Source organism: Chitinophagaceae bacterium C216, from assembly GCA_028485475.2.
Lineage (GTDB): Bacteria > Bacteroidota > Bacteroidia > Chitinophagales > Chitinophagaceae > Niabella > Niabella composti.
The window spans coordinates 919,810-942,306 of the sequence record CP144143.1 but is presented as its reverse complement, the minus strand read 5'-3'; the positions used below and the strand labels follow the sequence as shown (position 1 = coordinate 942,306).

Genomic DNA, 22,497 nt, shown 5'->3' with positions numbered 1-22,497 from the left:
CAATGTAAAAAAAATCATGAGCGAACTGCAATTTCAATATCCTTATTTTGTATGGGCTGCTACAGCCCTGGTGATCTTGCTGTTGCTGTTTGCCTATGTTTTAAAATGGAAAAAGCGCGTTACCAAAAGAATCGGTCAGCCACAATTGGTACGTGCCATGATGCGGCATTATAGTCCCCGACGTTTTGTGTTTAAGTTTATAATATTATGCTTAGCCTTTCTTGCAGGCGTAATAGCAGTAATGAATCTGCGTAAACCCGGTGGCAATGATGGTATTCAGCGTGAGGGGATTGATTTGGTATTTGCATTGGATGTGAGTAAAAGTATGTTGGCGCAAGATATTCAACCCTCCCGATTAGAAAGAGCTAAGCAGTTTATCGGCCGCATGATGGATGCTATGCCCGATAGTCGTATAGGGTTGATATGGTTTGCCGGAAAAGCTTATGTACAAATGCCGTTAAGTACCGATCATGGCGCTGCTCAAATGTTTGTGCAGGAAGCTTCGCCCGATGCCGTACCTATGAAAGGTACCGTGATCAGTGATGCATTAAAGGAAAGCCTAAATGCCTTTGGGGAAAGAGATACAAAATATCGGGCCGTAATACTGATATCGGACGGAGAAGACCATGATGAAGAAGCGCTGGACATATCCAAAGAACTAGCTTCTCGCGGATTAATGGTGAATACAGTAGGTATTGGTTCACCTATGGGAAGTTTTATTCCAGACGACAGTGTAAGCGGCGGCCGAAAGATCGATGTGGAAACAGGCATGGAAATTATATCGCGGCTGAACGAACAAGAACTGCAGCAGATAGCAAAAAACACAAAGGGCGTATATGTACGTCTGGAAAATATTGACCATGCTGTTGAAACAATTCGTGATAACTTATCGCAAATCGCCACACGTGTAACCGGTGATACCAAACTCATGAGCTTTACTTATTATTTCTGGATATTCGTGGGGCTTATGTTGGTACTACTTATTGTGGAACAATTATTGCCGGACGGGAAAATACGGCGAAGTTCATAACATCCATCATATAAAGATGCTTCCAGATTAAATGAAGCCAATAATTATCATATTATCTTTTGGGATGCTCCCCCTCATCTCCCTTGCTCAGAAACAGGAAACTCATATCAAAGAAGGAAATGAGTTTTTCAAAAAAGGTATGCTGTTGGAAGCAATAGCCGAATATGATAAGGTAACGGATGAACGTCTCCGTTACACAGCTTTACTCAATAAAGGCACTGCATTGTATAAATTAAGAAAATATGATGAGGCCTTAAAAGTATATCAGCAGGTGAGCACCGCACCTGATGCTGCTCCTGAACTTCGTTCCGGCGCTTATTACAATACGGGGGTAGTATACAGTAATCAGGAAAAAATTGAAGAAAGCATCGAAGCTTATAAAAATGCCTTACGTCTCAATGCGCAAGACCATAATGCCCGGGAGAACCTGCAGAAAGCACTATCGCAACGAAACAAAAGCGGTGGTGGCAGTAACAACGACAGACCTCAGCCTTCTTCCTCCAAGCTCAATAAGAACCAGGCTCAACAACAGTTAGAAAGACTGGAACAAAAAGAAAAAAACACACAGAGTAAGCTCTCTTCTCAAAAAAGGCAAAATATGGGTAGTGCAGGAAAGGACTGGTAACTTAATGAGCTGGTTTTACCGCTTGCCTAGCCAATAACACCCAGCCGGCGTCTTGCTTTTGCCATACCGTCATTACTTTTAAAGTTACGTGCCCGGGTTTATTGTTATCGTTGGTATCTGCATCCAAAAGATGACGCACAATAGCGGTAGTTCCTGATACATCAATAGTTTGACCAGTAATATTGATTTTTACAAAATCCGTAGCTCCAGATTTAAAAGTTTGCAAAAACTCCTGTTTAGTTTCCACTTTGCCGCTCGAATGTCCGTAGGTAAGTTTAGGTGATGTCATCCTGCTCAGTGTTTTGATATCACTGTCTTCCATCGCTTTGGTAAATCTAGCTACAGCTTTCTCCACCTGCTCCACATAACTACGTTGCGCATATATCAAAGAAGAACTGATCAGCATAGTGAGCAAAAACAGGTATTTCATGTATATAATTTTTTTAAGGTTCATTAAATAAGGTAAACTTCGTATTAGGCAAGAAAGTAATTACCAGTGGGCCAGTACAGTCACACCTCCTTTAGTAATATCACCAATTTTCACCTGCACTTTGGCATCCAAAGGCAATAATACATCTACACGTGAACCAAACTTAATAAAGCCCATTTCGTCAGCCTGTTGTACATTGGCACCTACCGGTAGATAATTTACAATACGCTTAGCCAGTGCACCGGCAATCTGTTTTGTCAATACCTCTTTACCGTTTTTAGTGCGATATACGTTGGTGTGACGTTCGTTTTCGGTAGAAGACTTAGGATGCCAGGCTACCAAATATTTTCCTTTATGATACTGACTGTACACCACTTCTCCACTCACCGGATTACGATTCACGTGTACGTTCAGCGGGCTCATAAATATAGATATCTGTAGCCTTCTGTCGGAAAAATATTCATCTGGTTGCACCTCTTCAATTACTACCACTTTTCCATCGCAGGGAGCAATCACCGAATTTTCATTAATCGTATAAGTTCTGGCAGGCACACGAAAAAAAGAAACCACCAATACCAGCAACGCGAAAGTTACTGCTAACAACAAATAAAAAATAAATGTATGATGAGGCAGTAGAAATTTACAAGTAATACTGTTAATCAATAGAAATAAAATTACGGCTATAATAATGGAGCCTTTCCCTTCGCGATGTAATGTCATGTGCTAATACTTTGTTTGTGCAGCGAAATTAAAGCTTCTTGGGCATCGGTGCAATAGTTGGATAATTATGTTATTACACGGATAAACCTACTGCTTGTATATCCTTCCAATACCTGCTATAAAGGTTATCAGATGATATTAGTTCCTTATGATGGCCAGATGATGTTACCCATCTTCAAGCAAATATATCCTATCACAAAATAATTTTAAAACGTGCAGACGGTGAGTAATGAAAATTATAGCCATTTGCTTTTTTAAACTATTCCATAGTTGTAAAACAAACTGTTCACTATTTCTATCCATGCCTGAGGTAGCTTCATCTAAAATTAACAATTATGGTTTTCTATACAATGCCCTCCGGATCAATTAAGAAGATAGGGTATGCAAAAACGTTGAAAAGCCACCGATTTAGAAACACCAAACTGCAAAGCATACTAGGTCGTACCCTCCCAGCAAAACAACAACTCCCATATATTTAATGCTTGCAAACGATATACCGCCCATTTGGGCAAATCGCTCAGGCTGTACAAATTGGCCAGCGACCCCGGCAAAAAGCCTAAATCTTCCAGTGTATTTACCTCCTTAAAAAGCCTAACACCAAAAACTTTACAAACAGCATAACAATAAAAACATACTCGGCTTTAAGGCTCACATTAAAATTGCTTTTGAAACAGACTTTTGACTCGCTTAACAAAGAACCCGTGACAACAACGCAGGTATTGTACAGTACTTTTATATAAAACAGAAGTGGTAAGAACAAATAACCGAGCCAATTATATTTTTTGCTGGCTGGCAAAAATTTCCTGCATTTTCTCAAAAGCTAACTGGCTGGAATAGGTATTGTAAAAAACTGTTTCGTTATAAAAAGCGTAATTGGTAAAGTAGGGTAATACAATAATAAACCCAATTATTACCGAAAAAATACCAGCTTGCGAATGTAGAGTAATTCTGTATTAAGAGGTTTCATTTAGCTGTATAAAATAGAGATTAGAACACAACCACGCATTAGTATCAAAACCACTTATTGCTCTGTTTAATTTGTAGTAGCAGCAGGTAAGCTCCGCCACCAATAATCATTAACGAATCCTCACTAACGTTTATGAAATTCCTATGGCTCACAATACCCATTTAATTTCTATATCTATACGAACCACCTAAACCTTTAAGGTGCTACGAGATTGTATCGCTTAATCCTACCGCACACGTGTAGCTTGCAAGTGCTATTGCAGCAATAAAATCTATAAAGAGATGGAAAGAATCTTTAAAGAAAAGCACACCGGCTTATCGCCCAATAAAACCATTGAAATACTTAAATCAATCTATACGGTTCAAACAAAACCACCCATATCCAACCCAAATGCAGCAATTATTATCGTCAACAACGAACAACAAGAAGCCGTTTTAAAAACCTTTAATACCCCTTACTCATTTTGGAATATCCATTGCAGAAAACAGGACGTAATCGGCAGATATTCCAAATTCTCCATTGGTGTCATATCAATTCTGATTGAAAATTTTTTACGCGTTATTGCAAAACCTCTTTGGTGGCGGCTCACAGCCTGCGCATTATCCATCTGTGCCATCTTGTTGTATTTACTTATTAGAAACCCACATGAAAAAATTCCATAAAAAAATCCCCACAAAAATTTGCGGGGATAATATCACGATAATCGTAATTTTTATTTTTTCAGCCAGCTATTGTTGGAACGATCCCAATCCGGAAGTGTTTTATCCGGATCCAGCGTTACTTCTGTAATCTCGCTGGTAGTACCCACAGGGAAAGTATATATACTACCCCGCTGCCAGATTTCAACTGGTAATTTCAGATTGTGCGTTTTTCCGTTCGATTCTTTTATCAGTACAGTTACAGGCATGGGCATTTTTTCAAGATTTTCGATAGTAATCAAGCCTCCATTGGCAGGAACATTGTCTCTATACTTTACATCTTTAACAGCTTGATCTATTTTCCAATTATTAAATACCCATCCTCTCCAGAACCAAGCCAGATCCTCACCTGCTACATTTTCTATAGTACGGAAGAAGTCCCACGGAGATGGATGTTTGTATGCCCAACGCTGAATATACTCTTTCAGTGCTCTGTCAAATCTTTCAGCTCCTAACACATTATTTCTTAAAGCATGCAACATTTGTGAGGGTTTAAAATAAGCGGATACTCCCAAGCTGCGTTGCTGTATCACATCGGGCGTATTGAATAACTCATCTATATTATCTCCAAACTGTGCCTTTTTTGCATTCTCAGGCACAATAGCTTGATCCTTGAATTCACCGTTATTAAAGGCTTCTGTAGACAAATCATTAATGAAGGTATTGAAGCCCTCATCCATCCATGCATATTTTCTTTCATTACTGCCCACAATCATGGGGAACCAGATGTGGCCGAACTCATGATCTGTTACACCCCACAGGCTAGCACCTTTGGCTCTGTAGCTACAGAACACAATACCCGGGTACTCCATACCACCTACAATACCGGCTACGTTTACAGCAGCAGGATATGGATATTCATACCATTTTTGAGAATAATATTCTATTGAAGCTTTGGTAAATTCTGTACTGCGTCGCCAAGCATCAGGAGTATCCGATTCTACCGGATATGCACTCAGAGCTAAGGCCTTTTTACCACTAGGCAAATTGATTTTAGCTCCATCCAAAATAAAAGCTTTCGAAGCAGCCCAAGCCGCATCACGGGTATTCTGGATTTTGAACTTCCAAGTATTGGTAGCTTTCGAAGGTTTAATACCCTTATTTACTTCATCGGCACTGCGAATAATAACCGTTTTATCGCTGTTTTTGGCTTCGGCATATCTTTTAGCTTCGGTTGCAGTAAAACATTCTTGCGGATTCAACAATTCTCCGGAACCTACTACAATCATATCTGCCGGTGCAGTAACGGTAAATTCGATATCACCATACTCTAAATAAAACTCACCCTGACCTAAATAAGGTAATACATTCCATCCCTGTAGATCATCGTACACACACATGCGTGGATACCATTGAGCAATTTCGTATACCCATCCGTTTTTGGTTTGCAGACGTCCCATGCGATCGGTTCCGTATGTGGGCACGGTGAATGCAAATTCAATATGCAATTTCACCTTAGTACCGCTCTTCAACGCTTCCTGTAACCATACCTGCATACGGGTGTCGGTAATCTGATACTGAGGCTTATATTTCTTACCGTTTGCTTCTACGGTAATAGACTTGATAACATGTCCATCCGTAAAATTTCGATTCGCCCAACGCCCACCAGATGCTGTAGTAGTTGCCGTTCCTCTTGAATCTTCCTTATAAATGTTTTGATCTAGTTGTAACCAAAGGAATTTTAGCTGATCAGGACTGTTATTGGTATAAGTAAGCTCTTGTTTACCACGAATTTCATGCTGGACAGTATCGATGGTACATTCAATTTTATAATCGGCCCGGTTCTGCCAATACTTCGGTCCCGGCTCACCGGATGCACTACGATACTCAGTTCCCGGGTAAGGATAAAAATGTGGATTAAATGCTTCCTTAGCATTATACTTCGAGCTCTGGGCCAATAGTGATACAGACAGCGTAAACAACAATGCCGTTAGGATAAACTTGTTTTTCATGTATAAAAACTTTTACTGTTTACAACAAAGAACTAAAATTATATACTTACTGTATATGTATTATTAAAAATTTTATGATTGGTAGGTTGCATCAATTTCCGGTAAAGGATATTATAGCTTTTTTCTCAGGATAAGCCAATTTGGTACTGATCCGTTTTTTATTGTAAATAAAATGAATAATATTCACTTGATCATCAAACAAATCATATAGCACGCTTTTTTCTACAATTATTTGTGCTGGATCAAAAGAAGGTGCATCGGCTGTCAGGTATACATATACGGCTTCATGATCAATTTCCCATCCAAATAATTTTAAGGACAGCTGCCGGTTGTTGTTTTTAATGCTAAGATGTGTAACTATATAATGTGTAATAAGCTTGGTCATCTGAGGCTTCCAATCCTCACGCGTTAGATCTACTTTCTGTTTGTAAGTTTTGGAGAGAATATGCTCAAAATCGTCCGTAAATATTTTCGTACTGATTTCTAAACGCTTATGCTGAGGCTCATACTCCAACTCCGTAGCACTTACATGATAAGGATGCATACTATTCCCCCAAAAATACAAGCTTAATAGCAACTTATGTACGAAAAATACCACTGACATAATTTAATCACAGATTATTGAGCCTCTATACCGCTCACGTAATTCACGCTACTAAATTAGCTGAAAAATCAGGCGGATTATTAAAAAAACAGCATATTTGTATTGCAAGGGTGAGTGGAAAGCGTCATATGCTAACAATTCTACCGGTCATTTTTTGCATTAAACAAAATACAATATATCCCATAACCTGCTTTTATGACGGATTTCAGTTTTTACTTTACTGAGGGCTGGAAACATATTGTCAGTACAGATGCTCTGGACCATCAGCTTTTCATTCTGGCATTGGCTGTTGTTTATACATTTTCAGACTGGAAGAAAGTGCTCGTACTGGTAACTGCTTTTACCATTGGGCATTCACTCACACTGGCTCTTAGTGTGCTGGATATTATCAGGCTGCCTTCTTCCTGGGTGGAATTTTTGATTCCTATTACCATTGTACTAACATCACTATGGAATATTATCAATGGAAAACCCGTAAAAAACGTCAATACCAATTATTTTCTGGCTTTGTTCTTTGGACTGATACATGGCTTGGGGTTTGCCAATTCGATAAGAATGATGTTGGCCAGTGATCAGTCTCTAGGATGGGGCTTATTTGGATTCAATGTAGGTCTTGAAGTGGGCCAAATTGTAGTTGTACTCATCATACTGCTGATTGGCAAATTATTGCTAGATATCATCAAAATTCCTCAAAGAATTTATATTTTCGTAATCTCAGCCGTCGTGCTGGTCTTTGCTGCAAAAATGGCAATAGAACGAATACCGTCTTTTGGATAAAATATTTTATTACCGTGCTCCTTGTAAAGGCCGTCATAAAATATTTTCCTATAACAATATGAACAGCTATAAAGAAATATAAATACATGAAACACCTTTCATTATTGGCCATTGCCTGTACCCTGTTTGTGACCGCATGGTCGCAGGACATTCGCAATAATCCGCACAGCAACCATGGTAATAAATTCGAACAGCTAGGAACGATTTTACCCACACCCAATGAATACCGTACGGCTAGCGGAGCTCCTGGTCCCAAGTACTGGCAACAACGCGCAGATTATGACATTCAGTGCGAATTGGACGAAAATAATAATGTGCTAACAGGTAGCGAAACGGTAACCTACTTCAACAATTCGCCCGATGTGCTTACCTATATATGGTTTCAGCTGGACGAAAACGAACACAGCAATATCAATAACGCCAATTACCAAAACGCTTCTACCATGCCACAAGCTATGACCGATGAAATGCTGGCATCCATGATAGAAGCCACCGGTAAGGTAGATAATGGCTATGGTGTAAGAATAAAAAAATTAACCGATGCAACAGGCAATCCTTTACAATATACTATCAATAAAACCATGATGCGTGTGGACCTTCCCACACCACTCAAACCAGGACAACGTTATGTGATAAAGATCGACTGGTCTTATCGAATCACCGATCGCATGAAATACGGTGGACGCGGGGGTTATGAACATTTTCCTGAAGATGGCAATAACTTGTATACCATGGCTCAATGGTATCCTCGTGTTTGCGTATACAGCGATTTTCAGGGTTGGCAGCATCATCAGTATACCGGTCGCGGAGAATTTGCACTCACATTCGGAAATTTCAATGTACAAATGACGGTGCCTGCCGATCACATCGTAGCTGCCACAGGTGAATGTCAGAACTATCCGCAAGTACTAACACCGCAACAATTGGCCCGTTACAAAACGGCCACTAATGCTAAAGAACCTGTAGAAATCGTAACCTTGGATGAAGCCATCGCAGCTGAAAAATCCAAAAGCACTAAAAAGAAAACCTGGATATTTAAAGCTGAAAACGTCAGAGATTTTGCATGGACCTCTTCCCGAAAATTCATTTGGGATGGTATGCCTCAAATGATTAACGGAAAGAAAGTGATGTGCATGAGCTTTTATGGCAAAGAAGCTTATGGCTTATATAGAAAATTCTCTACACGTGTAGTAGCTCATACTATCAAGACATATTCCGATTTCACCTTCCCTTATCCTTATCCTGTAGCACAAAGCGTGGAAGCTGAAAACGGCATGGAGTATCCCATGATCTGTTTTAACTATGGCCGTACTGAAAAAGATGGCACTTATAGCGAAAACATTAAGAACGGAATGATCGGCGTTATTATTCACGAAGTGGGACACAACTTCTTCCCTATGATTGTAAACAGTGATGAGCGCCAATGGAGTTGGATGGATGAAGGGCTGAATAGCTTTGTAGAATATCTGACAGAAGAGCTTTGGGATAATAAATTTCCTACCAAAAAAGGATGGGCTGGCGCAATTGTAGATTATATGAAGCTGCCCAAAGATCAACTGGAACCCATCATGACCAATTCTGAAAATATCGTTCGCTTTGGTCCGAATGCGTATACAAAACCAGCTACGGCATTAAATATTTTACGCGAAACCATCATGGGACGCGAACTATTCGACTTTGCCTTTAAAGAGTATGCTCGTCGCTGGGCCTTTAAACACCCCACCCCTGCAGATTTCTTCCGCACTATGGAAGATGCTAGTGGTGAAGACTTAGACTGGTTCTGGAGAGGCTGGTTCTACGGTATTGACCCTGTAGATATTTCGTTGGATACCGTAAAATATGCTAAAGCGGAGCTGAATAGTGAAGTGCCAAAACCCTACACTATACAAAGAAAAGTAGATCCTCCGGCTACTAACCCTTATGACGATATCTCTAAAATTCGCAACCGCGAGGATAAGAATATCAAATTTTACACCGATATAGATACCGCCGCCCGTGATTTCTACTGGCGTTATGCAAGAGGACTGGAAAAAATAGACACCTCGCACACATTCCCCGTAGAAATCCCTATGACCATTACCGCACTCACACCAGAAGCAAAAGAGAAGTTTGCTAACAGTTATTTCTACGAACTTAGTTTTAGCAATAAAGGCGGACTGGTTATGCCTATTATTATAGAGTGGACATTTAAAGATGGAACTAAAGAAATTGACCGTATTCCAGCTCAAATCTGGCGCTTAAATGAAGAAAAGGTGAAGAAATTCTTCGTTAAGAATAAGGAGGTAGTATCTATACAACTCGATCCTTATCAGGAAACCGCCGACATTGATGTCACCAATAACTCATGGCGTACCATGCCAGCACCTACCAGATTTAAGGCTTACTCACAAGAAGTAGAAGCTCCTGGCCGCCGCCGTAGTAAAAACACCGGCAAAAATCCGATGCAATTAGCCCAATAATATAACACTAACGACGCCAAACAAAAAGGTTGATAAGTTAGCTTATCAACCTTTTTGTTTTATTACAATTTGTAAATCCTCATTCGTTAAACATACTTTCCGCAATAGGCACACTCTCCGGCTTTCCCACATCAATCCAACGATCATCATGATGCTCAAAGCCCATAATTTTATGATGGGGTGCTAAATCCAAGTATAAATCAATCAACGAAAATTTTCCTGTAAAACGAATATGATCAAACACCCCGTATTCAAAAACGGCCACACAGTCATAGGCTTTAGGGAATAATTGTTTACCCGAAACCGCAATTCTTTCTTCTCCGGTACTATTATTACGCCATCCGCATAAAATATTATTCTCGTCGAACAACAGGTTTCGCGATGTCTTTCTATCGCTTATCGCAAAAGATATCAATGGGGCCTGCTGCTCATGAAATGTCAGCAATTGATCCATTTTCAAGTCCGTCAAAATATCGGCGTTGCAGGTTATAAACCTCTCTCCCCGTCGAAATAAATGCTTAGCATGAAGTAATCCGCCTCCAGTTTCGAGTACTTCGGACCGCTCATCACTAATCACAATATTAGCCCCCCAACCGTTGTATTGTTTTACCGCAGCCTCTATCTGATCGGCAAAATGATGTACATTAACAATAATATCCTTAATACCATATTGCAGCAAATACTCCACATTACGTTGCAACAAGGATTTACCATTAATAATAGCAAGGGCTTTCGGATGTTGATCCGTCCAGGGTTTAAAGCGAGTGCCCAGCCCTGCACAAAATATCATTGCCTGAGATACTCCAAAAGTTGAAGAAATATTTGTCATAACTATTGCTTATGCCTCTACACCTTATTCGTTAATCCAGTTTTTCTCTTCCTGTACGTAATGATTCAATTGTACTTTTACTTTAAACTTGTTGCGAAGATGACGTACTAGCGCATCGGCGGCATATACACTGCGGTGTTGTCCACCAGTACATCCAAAACTTACATGTAGACTAGTAAATCCACGTTTTATAAAATCCTCTACAGTAATATCCACTACATCAAACACACTATGTAAGAACTCCGGCATTTTGGTCTGCTGCTCCAAAAACTGTATCACTTCTTTATCACGACCTGTGAGTTTTTTCATGCTTTCAATGCGACCGGGGTTTAATATACCGCGGCAGTCAAATACAAATCCTCCGCCATTTTCTTCATCTTTTACAGGTAATCCTTTTTTATAAGAAAAGCTGCAAACCTTCACCACCAAGGGTGTTTCGTGTGTAGCTTGTACCGGAGTAAACTGCTGGATAATCTCATCATCCACACATATCTGCAATACTTTTTCAAACTCCAGCAATGCAATACTCATAGGATAGGTTTGCAAAAAAGCTTTTAAATTCTTTAATGCCAGAGGAATGCTGGTAAGGAAATGGGCTTTTCTTTCAAAAAGTCCTCTGAAACCATAAGCCCCTAATACCTGCAGCAATCTTATTAATACATAACCATAGTACTGACTTACGAAGGTAAGCTTATTCAAAGGCTTGTTTAATAAGGGCTCAAGCGCATTCATATAGTCCTGCAGCAGATTATGCTTCCAATCTTCGGGTAATGCGGCACGTGCCTGCCACAGCAAAGATGCTACATCGTACTGAGGTGCACCTTTCATGCCTCCTTGATAATCTATGAAATGCACAGAATTATCAGGCATCACCTGAATATTGCGACTTTGAAAATCCCGAAACATAAAAAATTTATGATCGGTATGTGTGAGATAATTACTCAGCGCTTCAAAATCGTCGATCAACTTCTGTTTATCATAAGGCTTGCGCAATGCATCCAGAAAATAATATTTAAAATATAGCAAATCGGCCATAATAGCCTGTTTGCCAAATTCCTTATTAGTAAGGCATTTATTATAATCCAGTCCCTGATCTCCCGTCACCTGTAACCGTGCGAGTTCCTCTAGGCTGCGTTTGAACAAATTATATACTTCTGGTGTATATCCTTCAGATTCGAGACGACTGATTAAAGAAACATCTCCGAAATCCTCTTGCAAATAGTATTGTCTGTCTTCACTTACCGCATAAATATTGGCTACGGGTAGATGCTTTTTCTGAAAGTGCTCGGAGAAATAAAAAAATGTCTCATTCTCCGGGATATTAGCTCCGTAGGTACCGATAACGGAATCATTTGCATCACTCCAAATTCGGAAATAACGGCGCTCGCTACCCGCCTGAGGCAATATATCAATGTTTCGGGGTTCTTTATGGTAAGTTTTGCTATATAAATCTTTAATGTGGTTTACTCTTTCCTGCATGAAGTAAAATGTAAATATTGATAAATTGATTTTGTATGCTTTTTCGAATATATTAACTATTGCCAAATATATACCTAATGGAAAAAAATATCGTTAATTTGAAAAGTTAAATTCGTGTATTTATGCCAGTAATACTACCTGTGGAAGGAAAAGCACCCGTTTGGGGAAAAGATTGTTTTATTGCGCCTAATGCAACAATAGTGGGTGATGTAATCATGGGCGAGCAGTGTAGCGTTTGGTTTAATGCGGTAGTACGTGGTGATGTAAACTTTATTAAAATCGGAAACAAAGTAAATATTCAGGACGGCGCCTGTATTCACTGTACTTATCAAAAAGCCGGTACTACTATAGGCAATAATGTTTCCATAGGCCACAATGCTATCGTACATGGTTGTACCGTACATGATAATGTATTGATAGGAATGGGCGCTATTATTATGGACAACGCCGTTGTACATAGTAACACAATTATTGCTGCGGGAGCCGTAGTACTCGAGAATACTATTTGCGAACCCGGGAGTATTTATGCAGGCGTTCCTGCCAAAAAAATAAAAGATATTTCAGAAGAATTGATTAACGGCGAAATCAATCGTATTGCCAATAATTATATCAAATACGCTGGATGGTTTAAAGAGAGCGACAATCAGTAATTCTTAGTGTTGATACTTTCCAGAATAGTAAGATAACTCACATATCTGTCGGGGTGAATGTGCCCGTTATTAACAGCTTCCTTAATGGCACAATCAGGTTCATTGATATGTATACAGTTATTGTAGCGACAATCGTGCAGACGTTCGCGCATTTCTGGAAAATAATGAGAGAGTTCTTCTCTTTCCAGTCCTGTAACGGCCAGCTCCCGAATACCGGGGGTATCTATTATTCTCCCTCCTTCCGGCAAATCGTACATGGTGGCAAAAGTAGTAGTATGCAGCCCTTTTCCGCTCCACTTACTCACGGTTTGGGTTTTAATTTGCTGATCAGGTAGTAGATAATTAATAAATGTAGATTTTCCCACACCACTATGACCACTAACCAGTGTGGTTCGATCTTTTAGTAAAGCCTCTAAAGTGTCAAGACCGCTTTTATGCTCTACACTCACAGGAAAGACTTTATATCCCAGAGCAGCATACATCTCCTGCAACTCTTTTAGTTTCTCCTGTTCTTTATCGCGATAGATATCAATTTTATTAAAAACAATAACGGCAGGTACGTGATACATCTCGCAAACCACCAAAAAACGATCGATAAATCCTTGCGAGGTGCGGGGATCTTTCAAAGTGGCTATAAGCAATGACTGATCCAAATTAGCAGCAATAATATGCTGCTGATGCTTTACCCGTGGCGACTGACGGTTGATGTAATTTTTTCGAGGAAGGATATCAGTGATAATGGCTGTATCCTCCGTTACATTTTCCGGTTCTATTGTTACTTCATCACCTACAGCAATAGGGTTTGTGCTCGTAATGTCATCGTCAATCTTAAATACACCCTTGATACGAGCATTATAAAATTGACCTTTTTCGTCCTTAACAGTATACCAACTGCCGGTTGACCTATATACGAGCGCTTTCAATAAACAATAAATTAAGATTAAAAAATAAGCGTATAGCAAAATTATCTCTTTGCTATACGCTGTATATTTTATTAAACCGCTACGTTGAAATCACGCAAAGCGTCGTTGAGGCTAGTTTTTAAATCAGTGCTGGCTTTACGTTTCCCAATAATCAGCGCACAGGGTACTTGATATTCTCCTGCTGGGAATTTTTTAGTATAGGTTCCGGGGATTACCACACTACGAGCAGGAATACGTCCCTTTGTCTCTATAGGCACTTCCTTACTTACGTCGATAATACGCGTACTTTTGGTAAGCACCACATTAGCACCCAATACCGCTTCTTTTTCTACGATTACTCCTTCTACCACAATACAGCGGCTACCCAGGAAACATCCGTCTTCTATAATTACCGGACTGGCTTGTAAGGGTTCCAACACTCCTCCGATACCCACACCTCCACTCAGATGCACGTTTTTGCCAATCTGCGCACAGCTTCCTACTGTAGCCCATGTATCCACCATAGTGCCTTCATCTACATAGGCACCAATGTTTACATAAGAAGGCATCAATACTACGTTTTTAGCCAGATAGGAACCATAGCGTGCCGTTGCCGGTGGTACAGCCCTAACGCCCAGCTTCTCATAATCCTTCTTCAATAACATTTTATCGTAATACTCAAAGGGATCTACATCCCAAGTTTGCATGGGCTGTATGGCAAAATACATCAGGATAGCCTGTTTTACCCACTCATTCACTTTCCATTTATCTCCGTTTTTTTCGGCAACACGCAAAGCGCCTTTGTCTAATCCTTCAATTACTTCACGTACAGCATCGCTGTATTTCTTGTCTTTTAGCAATTCTCGGTTTGCCCAAGCTTCTAATATTAGATCCTGCATAGTAAAAATTTGTATTCTAGCAAAGATAATGTTGAATAGCGAATGGTCAATAGTCAATAGCTATCTTTGTCTTTATGAACATAGGTTTTGATGCAAAACGGGCTTATCATAATGATACAGGACTGGGATTTTTCAGCCGGGTACTCGTAGAATTATTGGCATCGTATCATCCCGAGCATCGATACTTCCTATTCAATCCCAAACCGGGAAGTATGTTTCGCCCTCAAGCCAGCCATATACAAGAAGTGCAACCTTCGGCACCACTGCATAAAATACTGAGAGGAGCTTGGCGAAGCAAATGGATATGTAAAGATCTAAAAAGATTGCAAATAGATCTGTATCACGGACTTAGCCAGGAAATCCCAAGCGGTATACATACAACAGGTATTCCATCAGTAGTAACCATACACGATCTTTTTGCCGAGCTATACCCCTCAGACTTCAGCTTTATCAGCACCAAAATATATCGCAGCAAAATGCGCTATGCATGTAAGTACGCCAACAGAATTATGGCCATCAGTGAGGAAACAAAACGCCATATCACCAACACCTATCATATCAATCCTTCAAAGATTGATGTGGCCTACCAAAGCTGTGATCCTATCTTCAGCAATATTGTAAGCGAGGAAAAAAAAGAACGAATACGGGCTAAATACAATTTGCCGCGAGAGTTTTTTCTGCATGTAGGAACTATCATTGAAAGAAAAAATCTGCTGAACATCTGTAAAGCTTTGCAGCTGGTGCAACAGGAGATCCCCTTGCCATTGGTAGTAGTGGGTAAAGGCGGGGCCTATAAGAAGAAAGTAAAACAATATCTTGCCGACAATCGGCTACAAGATAAAGTGATTTTTCTGACCGATGCGCTGGCCGCTGCGGGTAAAAAACCTTTTGTAGAAACGGAAGATTTCCCGGCACTGTATCAAATGGCGACGGCGATGATTTATCCATCCTTCTATGAAGGATTTGGGCTACCTATTATCGAAGCAATGTCCGGAGGAGTTCCGGTTATCACGTCTTCCACTTCTTGCATGCCCGAAATCGGTGGCGATGCGGCCTTCTATGTCCACCCCGAAAAGCCCGAAGAAATGGCAGAAGGATTTAGAAAATTTTATGGCGATGCTCTTTATCGCCAACAAGCCATAGCAAAAGGTTTTATCAATGTACAACGCTTCGCACCGGAAGTGTATGTACAATCAGTAATAAATATCTATCAAGCAGCACTGAATAATAAATAAACTTTGTATCGGATTATAAGCGAATACATATGGTTTTTGAAGCAGATATCAAAAAATGTATTGAAGTATTGCAATCAGGTGGCACCATCTTATACCCTACCGATACCGTATGGGGTATTGGATGTGATGCTACCAATCCCGAGGCAGTTTCAAAAGTATATGCATTAAAAAAACGCGACGATAGTAAAGCGCTCATTGTATTAGTTGCTTCCGAGCGCGATATCCTACACCACACCGCCTCGGTAGATTTAGGGCTTTTCGATTATCTCGATACCGTCAGCAAACCCACCACTGTTATTTATGAACACGGATTGGGTTTTGCCGACAACCTGCTTGCCGAAGACGGCAGTATTGCCATCAGAATTTGTAAGGACGAATTCTGTAGAGCACTCATCAAGCGTTTTGGAAAACCGATTGTTTCAACCTCGGCCAATATTTCCGGAGAACCTACACCCTCGCAATTTGCGGCTATTAATGAGCCTATTAAAAACGGAGTGGATTATGTGGTACAATATCGCCAGGATGATAACAGTCCAGCACAGCCTTCATCCATCATACGCTGGAACGATGGTACCCCAGAAATTATTCGAAAATAAAATATATCAAATAACAGTTAAGCGTATACAGGTCTTTTGATAAGTTTTACCCTATATCACATGTAAACTCCATAAGCTAACATTATCTTTGTTGCGCATGGATATTGAATTAAACGACCAGGAAAAAATCATCATCGATAAAATAGCTGATGCAGCACAGGAGTTACATCTGGAAAGCTATCTGGTAGGAGGATTTGTACGCGATAAATTGCTGGACCGGCCTACCAAAGATGCGGATGTAGTATGTGTAGGTGATGGCATTGCACTGGCTAAAGCAGTAGCTGCAAGATTCTTACCTGTGCCCAAAGTGAACATATTTAAGAACTTTGGTACTGCACAAATAAAGACTACCCTACGCACACCACAAGGCAAAGACATCACCTTTGAAATTGAATTTGTAGGTGCCCGTAAAGAAAGCTACCAACGCCATAGCCGCAAACCACAAGTACAACCCGGCACATTAGAGGATGATCAGAAAAGAAGAGATTTCACTATCAATGCACTGGCTATCAGCCTCAATAAAAACAATTTCGGAAAGCTAATCGACCCATTCGGCGGTCTAAAACATCTTGAAGACAAAACCATTATTACGCCGCTCGACCCGGAACAGACTTTCAGTGATGACCCGTTGCGCATGATGCGCGCCATTCGCTTTGCTACACAATTGAATTTTACCATCGCTAGCGAAACACTGTTGGCAATCACCGATCAAGCAGAACGAATTAAAATCATATCACAGGAAAGAATTACAGACGAACTCAATAAAATTATTCTAGCACCTAAGCCTTCAGTGGGTTTTGACCTGCTGTATAAAACCGGACTGCTCGCACTTATCTTCCCCAAGATGGCTGCGTTGGCGGGTGCGGAATATATCGATGGCCACGGCCACAAAGACAATTTCTATCACACCCTACAGGTACTGGATAATGTTGCCCAAAAAAGCAATGACCTATGGTTGAGATGGGCAGCTATATTGCACGATATAGGTAAACCCGCCACCAAAAAGTTTGAAGAAGGTCACGGCTGGACCTTTCACGGGCATGAAGTAGTAGGCGGAAAAATGGTGCCTAAAATCTTCAACGAGCTGAAGCTACCCCTCAACGAAAAAATGCGTTTTGTGAAAAAGCTGGTAATGCTTCACTTGCGCCCTATCAGCCTTACAAAAGAAAATATTACCGACTCCGCCATACGCCGGTTACTATTCGATGCCGGCGATGACTTCGAGGCACTTATGACCTTGTGCGAAGCCGATATTACCAGTAAAAACAAACAAAAAGTGCAGCGCTACCTCGACAACTTTAAGCTGGTACGTAGGCGCTGCAAGGAAGTGGAAGAAAAAGACCATATCCGCAATTGGCAGCCTCCTATTGATGGCGTAGAAATCATGCAACTGTTCAATCTTCCCCCATCCAAGCCGGTGGGCATTTTAAAAGACAGCTTAAAAGATGCCATTCTAGATGGCGCTGTAGCCAATACCCGCGAAGCGGCACTGGAATACCTTTATCAAAAAGCAAGGGAAATCGGCGTTTATCAGTAATGAAAATATAAACGCCTAACACGTATCCTACAACGCGCTCGTAAACTGCTTCAGGAAGCGTACATCGTTTTCGCTAAACAGGCGGATATCATTGATGCCGTATTTCAGCATGGCAGGGCGCTCAACTCCCATCCCAAAGGCAAAGCCTGTATACTTTTCGGGGTTGATGCCGCAATTTTGTAATACATTAGGATGCACCATACCGCAGCCCAGTATTTCTACCCATCCGGTTTTCTTACAAATGTTACAACCCTCACCGCCGCAAATAAAACAGCTTACGTCCATTTCGGCACTCGGTTCGGTAAAAGGGAAATAAGAAGGACGGAAGCGAACACGCACGTCCTGCCCGTACATTTCTTTTACGAAGAAGTACAGTGTTTGTTTCAGGTCCGCAAAAGAAACATTCTCATCGATATATAAACCTTCTACCTGATGGAAGAAACAATGGCTTCGTGCACTGATGGTTTCGTTACGATATACACGTCCGGGACAAATCACACGGATAGGCAGTTTGCCCTTTTCCATTTCACGGATCTGCGTATTGCTAGTATGTGTACGTAGCAACCAGTCTACCGCACTGTTTTGACCCGCATCGATATAAAAAGTATCCTGCATATCCCGTGCAGGGTGATGCTCGGGCAAATTCAACGCAGTAAAATTATGCCAGTCATCTTCTATTTCAGGACCCTCAGCCACTGCAAATCCCAGTCGCTGGAAAATAGCAATAATACGGTTACGCATTAAAGCAATTGGGTGTCTACTACCTAGCGGAGTTTCATCTCCGGGTAGGGTCAAATCAAGGGTCGCCCCACTTTGCTCTGATGCTTCCGTAGCTTCCTTTAAGGCATTAAACTTCTCTTCCACAAAATTTTTAAACTCGTTCAGCAACTGACCCGCCTCACGCTTTTGCTCGTTAGGCACGTTTTTCATTTCGCCCATCAGGCTTTTCACCAGCCCCTTTGATCCCAGCCATTTAATGCGAAATTCTTCCACTTGCTTAGTATCCGTTGCATTAAACGAGCTTACTTCTGCTTTATACGCTTCTATTTTCTGTAACAAGTCCTGCATAGCCCGCAAAGATAACCAAGTTTAGGTTAGTACCATTATCTCATCTACAACATGTACTGAAAGCCAAAAGTCTACAAGATTGCTATTTTTTTAGCAATGAACCTTAATTTTGCCCCTTACTAAAAAAAGGCCATGAAGGTAATAGAACACATTAATAGGGCGAAGGAGAAAAACGAAACGCTGATATCTTTTGAAGTACTACCTCCCTTGAAGGGCAAAGGCATCGAAGCGCTTTATGAGCATATGGACCCGTTAATGGAGTTTCATCCTGCCTATATCAACGTTACCTACCATCGCAGCGAGCACGAATTCCGCAAAAATCCCGATGGCAGCTTTAAAAAAGTTACCATCCGCAAAAGACCCGGAACCGAAAGCATATGTGCCGCTATTATGAACAAGTACAACGTAGATACGGTACCTCACCTAATCTGCGGTGGATTCAGTATTACCGAAACCGAAGACGCACTCATCAACCTGCAATACCTCGGAATTGACAATGTGCTGGTATTGCGTGGCGATGCCGCTAAGCACGAAACCGCGTTTATACCGCATCCCGATGGGCATCGATATGCTATCGACTTATTAAAACAGGTAGTCAATCTCAATAATGGCATCTATTTAGAAGAAGAACTCATCAATAGTCGCAAGACATCCTTCTGCATAGGTGTGGCCGGATATCCCGAAAAGCATTTCGAGGCACCTAATATGGAAACCGATTTGGTTTACCTGAAAGCCAAAGTAGATGCAGGAGCGGATTATATCGTTACCCAGATGTTTTTCGACAACGCCAAATACTACGCCTTTGTGGATGCTTGTCGGGCCAAAGGTATTAATGTACCTATCATTCCAGGTCTCAAGCCCATATCTACCAAGAAACAGTTAACTACCTTGCCCAAAGTTTTCTCCATAGACCTTCCTAGCGAGCTTTGCAATGAAGTATTGAAATGCAAAAACAACGAAGATGTGGAAAAAGTGGGCGAAGAGTGGCTGCTGGAGCAAAGCCGCGACCTAAAGAAGAACGGTGTACCGGTATTACACTATTACACACTGGGCAAACCGCATATCATAGCAAATGCAATTAAACGATTATAATTTTTATGGTACCGACTGTAGTGCACGTATCATCGCATTTGCGTCGCACACTTGTACTGCAGTGCATGAATCCACAGCATGATTATTACACAGCTCATCTATATCAAACCCGGCGCAGAAACGCTTTTCGACCAGTTCGAAGCTATTGCCATCCCATTAATAGCCAAGCACAACGGCAAATTACTCTTGCGCATTCGTCCCGATAAAACCTCGATTTTAGAAAGTAATATTCCGGCGCCTTACGAAGTACACATGGTGGAGTTTCCGTCAGAGCATGATTTTGAGAGCTTCATGCAAGATCCGGAACGACAAAAACATCTATCGCTAAAAGAACAGGCCATTCAATCTGCTGTTCTCATCAAAGGTGCAACACTATAAACCACCTGTATAATTTTTTACCTGTCCTATATTTGACACCGGCAACCGTAGTTTTGTAAACCAAATAAGTTCACTTTGGCTCGTAGAAATAAAAATATTACACTCGAAAAGGTATTAATAGAAGATTATGCCGCCGAAGGTCGCTCACTAGCGCGTGTGGATGGCAAAGTTGTATTTGTAGAGCAAGTAGTACCCGGCGATGTAGTGGATATACGTCTTACAAAAAATAAAAAAGACTGGGCCGAAGGTTGGCCCGTACATTTTCATCAATATTCTGAAAAAAGGATTACGCCTTTTTGTGAGCACTTTGGCACTTGCGGTGGCTGTCAATGGCAAATGCTACCTTATGATCTGCAATTGCAATACAAGCAGAAACAGGTAGTAGATAACCTTACACGCATAGGCAAAATTCAACTACCGGAGATACAACCCATCATCGGTTCCGAAAAAACAACACATTACCGTAATAAAATAGAATACACCTTCGGCACCGAAGAGTTTCTTCCCAAGGATGCCATAAATACTGTAAGTACACCTCCTAAACCAGGTGTCGCAGGCTTCCATGGTCGCGGTTTCTGGAGTAAAGTAGTAGATATACAAACTTGCTATTTGCAATCCGAACCCACAAACAAAATAAGACTGGCAATAAAAAACTTTGCTATAGAAAAGGGCTGGAGCTTTTATAATCTAAAAGAGCAACACGGTTTTTTACGCACGTTGCAATTGCGCATTTGCGAAACCGGCGAGTGGATGGCCAATGTAGTAGTAGGTGAAGCGGATGAAGAAAAGATTGAACAACTGATGCAGTTTATTCGGCAGCAATTTCCCGATATTACCACCTTGCTATATACCATCAATACTAAGAAAAACGACAGTCTGCATGACCTAGAGCCTATTGTATATCATGGTAAGGGTTACGTAATAGAACAATTGGAAGACTTCAAATTTAAAATAGGACCTAAATCTTTCTTCCAGACCAATACCCGACAAGGCGAGGTTTTATACAAAATCACCCGCGAATTTGCCGAGCTTACCGGCAACGAAACTTTGTATGATTTATACTGTGGTACGGGCAGCATTGGCATTTTTTGCAGCCATAAAGCCGGAAAAATAATTGGAGTGGAGGTGATTGATGCAGCCATTGAAGACGCCAAAGAAAACGCCGCGTTGAATCAGCTGGATAAAACATTCTTTTATGCAGGAGATGTAATTAAAGTATGTGACGATGCCTTTTTCCGCCACCACGGCAAGCCCGATGTGATCATCACCGACCCACCACGCGCAGGCATGCATGAAAAGCTAGTGCAAAAGATTAAAGAAATGGCAGCCCCTACGGTGGTGTATGTAAGCTGTAATCCCGCTACACAAGCGCGCGACCTAGCACTATTGGATGAAAAATACATGGTTACCAAAATCCAACCTGTGGACATGTTCCCACATACATTGCATATTGAAAATGTGGTGCAATTAAAATTGCGCGAGTAAACCGTGCCTATCTTTAATAAGAAAATACAATCACCGCCTCACTATTATTAATTAGTTAATAATAAGTATTTCACAAAACCAATTT

At 40.9% G+C, this 22,497-nt stretch carries 21 protein-coding genes; 12 read left to right on the top strand and 9 right to left on the bottom strand.

All coding sequences use genetic code 11. The annotated features are described in order from the left end of the window. Positions 1–16 precede the first annotated feature (16 nt). Both PIECOFPK_RS03870 and PIECOFPK_RS03865 read left to right on the top strand, forming a co-directional pair. Entirely contained in the window at positions 17–1,030 is a 1,014-nt protein-coding gene (locus tag PIECOFPK_RS03870; protein WP_330973094.1) for a VWA domain-containing protein, read from the top strand. Between the two features lie 31 nt (positions 1,031–1,061). Then, complete coding sequence (locus PIECOFPK_RS03865) at positions 1,062–1,655, top strand: tetratricopeptide repeat protein (protein WP_330973093.1); 594 nt, start codon at positions 1,062–1,064, stop codon at positions 1,653–1,655. A 1-nt stretch (position 1,656) separates the two neighbouring features. Here PIECOFPK_RS03865 and PIECOFPK_RS03860 read toward each other — a convergent pair whose 3' ends face one another. Beyond that, a complete protein-coding gene (locus tag PIECOFPK_RS03860) occupies positions 1,657–2,085 on the bottom strand; it encodes a nuclear transport factor 2 family protein (protein WP_409966554.1) in 429 nt (142 codons plus the stop codon). 60 nt (positions 2,086–2,145) lie between these two features. Beyond that, the gene (locus PIECOFPK_RS03855) at positions 2,146–2,805 is read right to left on the bottom strand and encodes a phosphatidylserine decarboxylase family protein (protein ID WP_409966553.1); all 660 of its coding nucleotides are present in this window, start codon (positions 2,803–2,805) and stop codon (positions 2,146–2,148) included. A 1,248-nt stretch (positions 2,806–4,053) separates the two neighbouring features. Here PIECOFPK_RS03855 and PIECOFPK_RS03850 point away from each other — a divergent pair. Then, positions 4,054–4,434 carry a hypothetical protein gene (locus tag PIECOFPK_RS03850; protein WP_409966552.1) on the top strand — a complete coding sequence of 127 codons (381 nt, stop codon included), beginning with the start codon at positions 4,054–4,056 and terminating at the stop codon, positions 4,432–4,434. Between the two features lie 50 nt (positions 4,435–4,484). Here the strand turns inward: PIECOFPK_RS03850 and PIECOFPK_RS03845 are convergent, their stop codons facing one another. Beyond that, positions 4,485–6,422: a M1 family metallopeptidase gene (locus tag PIECOFPK_RS03845; protein WP_330973089.1), complete on the bottom strand. Its 1,938-nt coding sequence runs from the start codon at positions 6,420–6,422 to the stop codon at positions 4,485–4,487. Between the two features lie 91 nt (positions 6,423–6,513). Beyond that, entirely contained in the window at positions 6,514–7,026 is a 513-nt protein-coding gene (locus PIECOFPK_RS03840; RefSeq protein ID WP_409966551.1) for a DUF6702 family protein, read from the bottom strand. Positions 7,027–7,221: 195 nt separating this feature from the next. Here PIECOFPK_RS03840 and PIECOFPK_RS03835 point away from each other — a divergent pair, with 195 nt between their 5' ends. Continuing rightward, positions 7,222–7,803 (top strand): HupE/UreJ family protein, encoded by a 582-nt coding sequence (locus PIECOFPK_RS03835; RefSeq protein ID WP_330973087.1) that lies wholly within the window; start codon positions 7,222–7,224, stop codon positions 7,801–7,803. Positions 7,804–7,889: 86 nt separating this feature from the next. Continuing rightward, positions 7,890–10,262, top strand: a complete 2,373-nt coding sequence (locus PIECOFPK_RS03830) for a M1 family metallopeptidase (protein ID WP_330973086.1) — start codon at positions 7,890–7,892, stop codon at positions 10,260–10,262. Positions 10,263–10,341: 79 nt separating this feature from the next. Here PIECOFPK_RS03830 and PIECOFPK_RS03825 read toward each other — a convergent pair whose 3' ends face one another. Both PIECOFPK_RS03825 and PIECOFPK_RS03820 read right to left on the bottom strand, forming a co-directional pair. Further along, entirely contained in the window at positions 10,342–11,091 is a 750-nt protein-coding gene (locus tag PIECOFPK_RS03825) for a sugar phosphate nucleotidyltransferase (protein WP_409966550.1), read from the bottom strand. A 24-nt stretch (positions 11,092–11,115) separates the two neighbouring features. Next, a complete protein-coding gene (locus PIECOFPK_RS03820) occupies positions 11,116–12,570 on the bottom strand; it encodes a phosphotransferase (protein ID WP_409966549.1) in 1,455 nt (484 codons plus the stop codon). A 122-nt stretch (positions 12,571–12,692) separates the two neighbouring features. Between PIECOFPK_RS03820 and PIECOFPK_RS03815 the strand changes: the two genes are divergently transcribed. Next, a complete protein-coding gene (locus PIECOFPK_RS03815; protein ID WP_330973083.1) occupies positions 12,693–13,220 on the top strand; it encodes a gamma carbonic anhydrase family protein in 528 nt (175 codons plus the stop codon). Here PIECOFPK_RS03815 and rsgA read toward each other — a convergent pair. Both rsgA and PIECOFPK_RS03805 read right to left on the bottom strand, forming a co-directional pair. Continuing rightward, entirely contained in the window at positions 13,214–14,143 is a 930-nt protein-coding gene (gene rsgA, locus PIECOFPK_RS03810) for a ribosome small subunit-dependent GTPase A (protein ID WP_409966548.1), read from the bottom strand. The genes PIECOFPK_RS03815 and rsgA overlap by 7 nt on opposite strands. A gap of 71 nt (positions 14,144–14,214) precedes the next feature. Continuing rightward, positions 14,215–15,021, bottom strand: coding sequence for a 2,3,4,5-tetrahydropyridine-2,6-dicarboxylate N-succinyltransferase (locus PIECOFPK_RS03805; RefSeq protein WP_409966547.1), 807 nt, complete (start codon positions 15,019–15,021; stop codon positions 14,215–14,217). A 74-nt stretch (positions 15,022–15,095) separates the two neighbouring features. Here PIECOFPK_RS03805 and PIECOFPK_RS03800 point away from each other — a divergent pair, with 74 nt between their 5' ends. The 3 genes from PIECOFPK_RS03800 to PIECOFPK_RS03790 all read left to right on the top strand — a co-directional run bounded on the left by PIECOFPK_RS03800 (position 15,096) and on the right by PIECOFPK_RS03790 (position 18,389). Beyond that, complete coding sequence (locus PIECOFPK_RS03800; protein ID WP_409966546.1) at positions 15,096–16,256, top strand: glycosyltransferase family 4 protein; 1,161 nt, start codon at positions 15,096–15,098, stop codon at positions 16,254–16,256. A gap of 29 nt (positions 16,257–16,285) precedes the next feature. Beyond that, on the top strand, positions 16,286–16,852 hold the full coding sequence (locus PIECOFPK_RS03795) for an L-threonylcarbamoyladenylate synthase (RefSeq protein ID WP_330973079.1): 567 nt from the start codon (positions 16,286–16,288) through the stop codon (positions 16,850–16,852). A 97-nt stretch (positions 16,853–16,949) separates the two neighbouring features. Beyond that, entirely contained in the window at positions 16,950–18,389 is a 1,440-nt protein-coding gene (locus tag PIECOFPK_RS03790) for a CCA tRNA nucleotidyltransferase (RefSeq protein ID WP_409966545.1), read from the top strand. A 27-nt stretch (positions 18,390–18,416) separates the two neighbouring features. On the opposite strand, the gene pheS is transcribed toward PIECOFPK_RS03790, so the two are convergent. Continuing rightward, entirely contained in the window at positions 18,417–19,457 is a 1,041-nt protein-coding gene (gene pheS, locus PIECOFPK_RS03785; RefSeq protein ID WP_330973077.1) for a phenylalanine--tRNA ligase subunit alpha, read from the bottom strand. Positions 19,458–19,589: 132 nt separating this feature from the next. On the opposite strand from pheS, the gene metF reads away from it, so the two are divergent. From metF to rlmD, 3 genes are all read left to right on the top strand, one after another. Continuing rightward, the gene (gene metF / locus PIECOFPK_RS03780; RefSeq protein WP_409966544.1) at positions 19,590–20,549 is read left to right on the top strand and encodes a methylenetetrahydrofolate reductase [NAD(P)H]; all 960 of its coding nucleotides are present in this window, start codon (positions 19,590–19,592) and stop codon (positions 20,547–20,549) included. Between the two features lie 78 nt (positions 20,550–20,627). Next, complete coding sequence (locus PIECOFPK_RS03775) at positions 20,628–20,927, top strand: DUF1330 domain-containing protein (RefSeq protein ID WP_330973075.1); 300 nt, start codon at positions 20,628–20,630, stop codon at positions 20,925–20,927. A 75-nt stretch (positions 20,928–21,002) separates the two neighbouring features. Then, the gene (rlmD, locus tag PIECOFPK_RS03770; RefSeq protein ID WP_330973074.1) at positions 21,003–22,412 is read left to right on the top strand and encodes a 23S rRNA (uracil(1939)-C(5))-methyltransferase RlmD; all 1,410 of its coding nucleotides are present in this window, start codon (positions 21,003–21,005) and stop codon (positions 22,410–22,412) included. Positions 22,413–22,497: the final 85 nt, after the last annotated feature.

Excerpts from the sequence above, each read along its gene's own strand:
- PIECOFPK_RS03870 (WP_330973094.1), top strand. The coding sequence starts at position 17 with ATGAGCGAACTGCAATTTCAATATCCTTATTTTGTATGGGCTGCTACA.
- PIECOFPK_RS03865 (WP_330973093.1), top strand. The coding sequence starts at position 1,062 with ATGAAGCCAATAATTATCATATTATCTTTTGGGATGCTCCCCCTCATC.
- PIECOFPK_RS03860 (WP_409966554.1), bottom strand. The coding sequence starts at position 2,085 with ATGAAATACCTGTTTTTGCTCACTATGCTGATCAGTTCTTCTTTGATA.
- PIECOFPK_RS03855 (WP_409966553.1), bottom strand. The coding sequence starts at position 2,805 with ATGACATTACATCGCGAAGGGAAAGGCTCCATTATTATAGCCGTAATT.
- PIECOFPK_RS03850 (WP_409966552.1), top strand. The coding sequence starts at position 4,054 with ATGGAAAGAATCTTTAAAGAAAAGCACACCGGCTTATCGCCCAATAAA.
- PIECOFPK_RS03845 (WP_330973089.1), bottom strand. The coding sequence starts at position 6,422 with ATGAAAAACAAGTTTATCCTAACGGCATTGTTGTTTACGCTGTCTGTA.
- PIECOFPK_RS03840 (WP_409966551.1), bottom strand. The coding sequence starts at position 7,026 with ATGTCAGTGGTATTTTTCGTACATAAGTTGCTATTAAGCTTGTATTTT.
- PIECOFPK_RS03835 (WP_330973087.1), top strand. The coding sequence starts at position 7,222 with ATGACGGATTTCAGTTTTTACTTTACTGAGGGCTGGAAACATATTGTC.
- PIECOFPK_RS03830 (WP_330973086.1), top strand. The coding sequence starts at position 7,890 with ATGAAACACCTTTCATTATTGGCCATTGCCTGTACCCTGTTTGTGACC.
- PIECOFPK_RS03825 (WP_409966550.1), bottom strand. The coding sequence starts at position 11,091 with ATGACAAATATTTCTTCAACTTTTGGAGTATCTCAGGCAATGATATTT.
- PIECOFPK_RS03820 (WP_409966549.1), bottom strand. The coding sequence starts at position 12,570 with ATGCAGGAAAGAGTAAACCACATTAAAGATTTATATAGCAAAACTTAC.
- PIECOFPK_RS03815 (WP_330973083.1), top strand. The coding sequence starts at position 12,693 with ATGCCAGTAATACTACCTGTGGAAGGAAAAGCACCCGTTTGGGGAAAA.
- PIECOFPK_RS03805 (WP_409966547.1), bottom strand. The coding sequence starts at position 15,021 with ATGCAGGATCTAATATTAGAAGCTTGGGCAAACCGAGAATTGCTAAAA.
- PIECOFPK_RS03800 (WP_409966546.1), top strand. The coding sequence starts at position 15,096 with ATGAACATAGGTTTTGATGCAAAACGGGCTTATCATAATGATACAGGA.
- PIECOFPK_RS03795 (WP_330973079.1), top strand. The coding sequence starts at position 16,286 with ATGGTTTTTGAAGCAGATATCAAAAAATGTATTGAAGTATTGCAATCA.
- PIECOFPK_RS03790 (WP_409966545.1), top strand. The coding sequence starts at position 16,950 with ATGGATATTGAATTAAACGACCAGGAAAAAATCATCATCGATAAAATA.
- pheS (WP_330973077.1), bottom strand. The coding sequence starts at position 19,457 with ATGCAGGACTTGTTACAGAAAATAGAAGCGTATAAAGCAGAAGTAAGC.
- metF (WP_409966544.1), top strand. The coding sequence starts at position 19,590 with ATGAAGGTAATAGAACACATTAATAGGGCGAAGGAGAAAAACGAAACG.
- PIECOFPK_RS03775 (WP_330973075.1), top strand. The coding sequence starts at position 20,628 with ATGATTATTACACAGCTCATCTATATCAAACCCGGCGCAGAAACGCTT.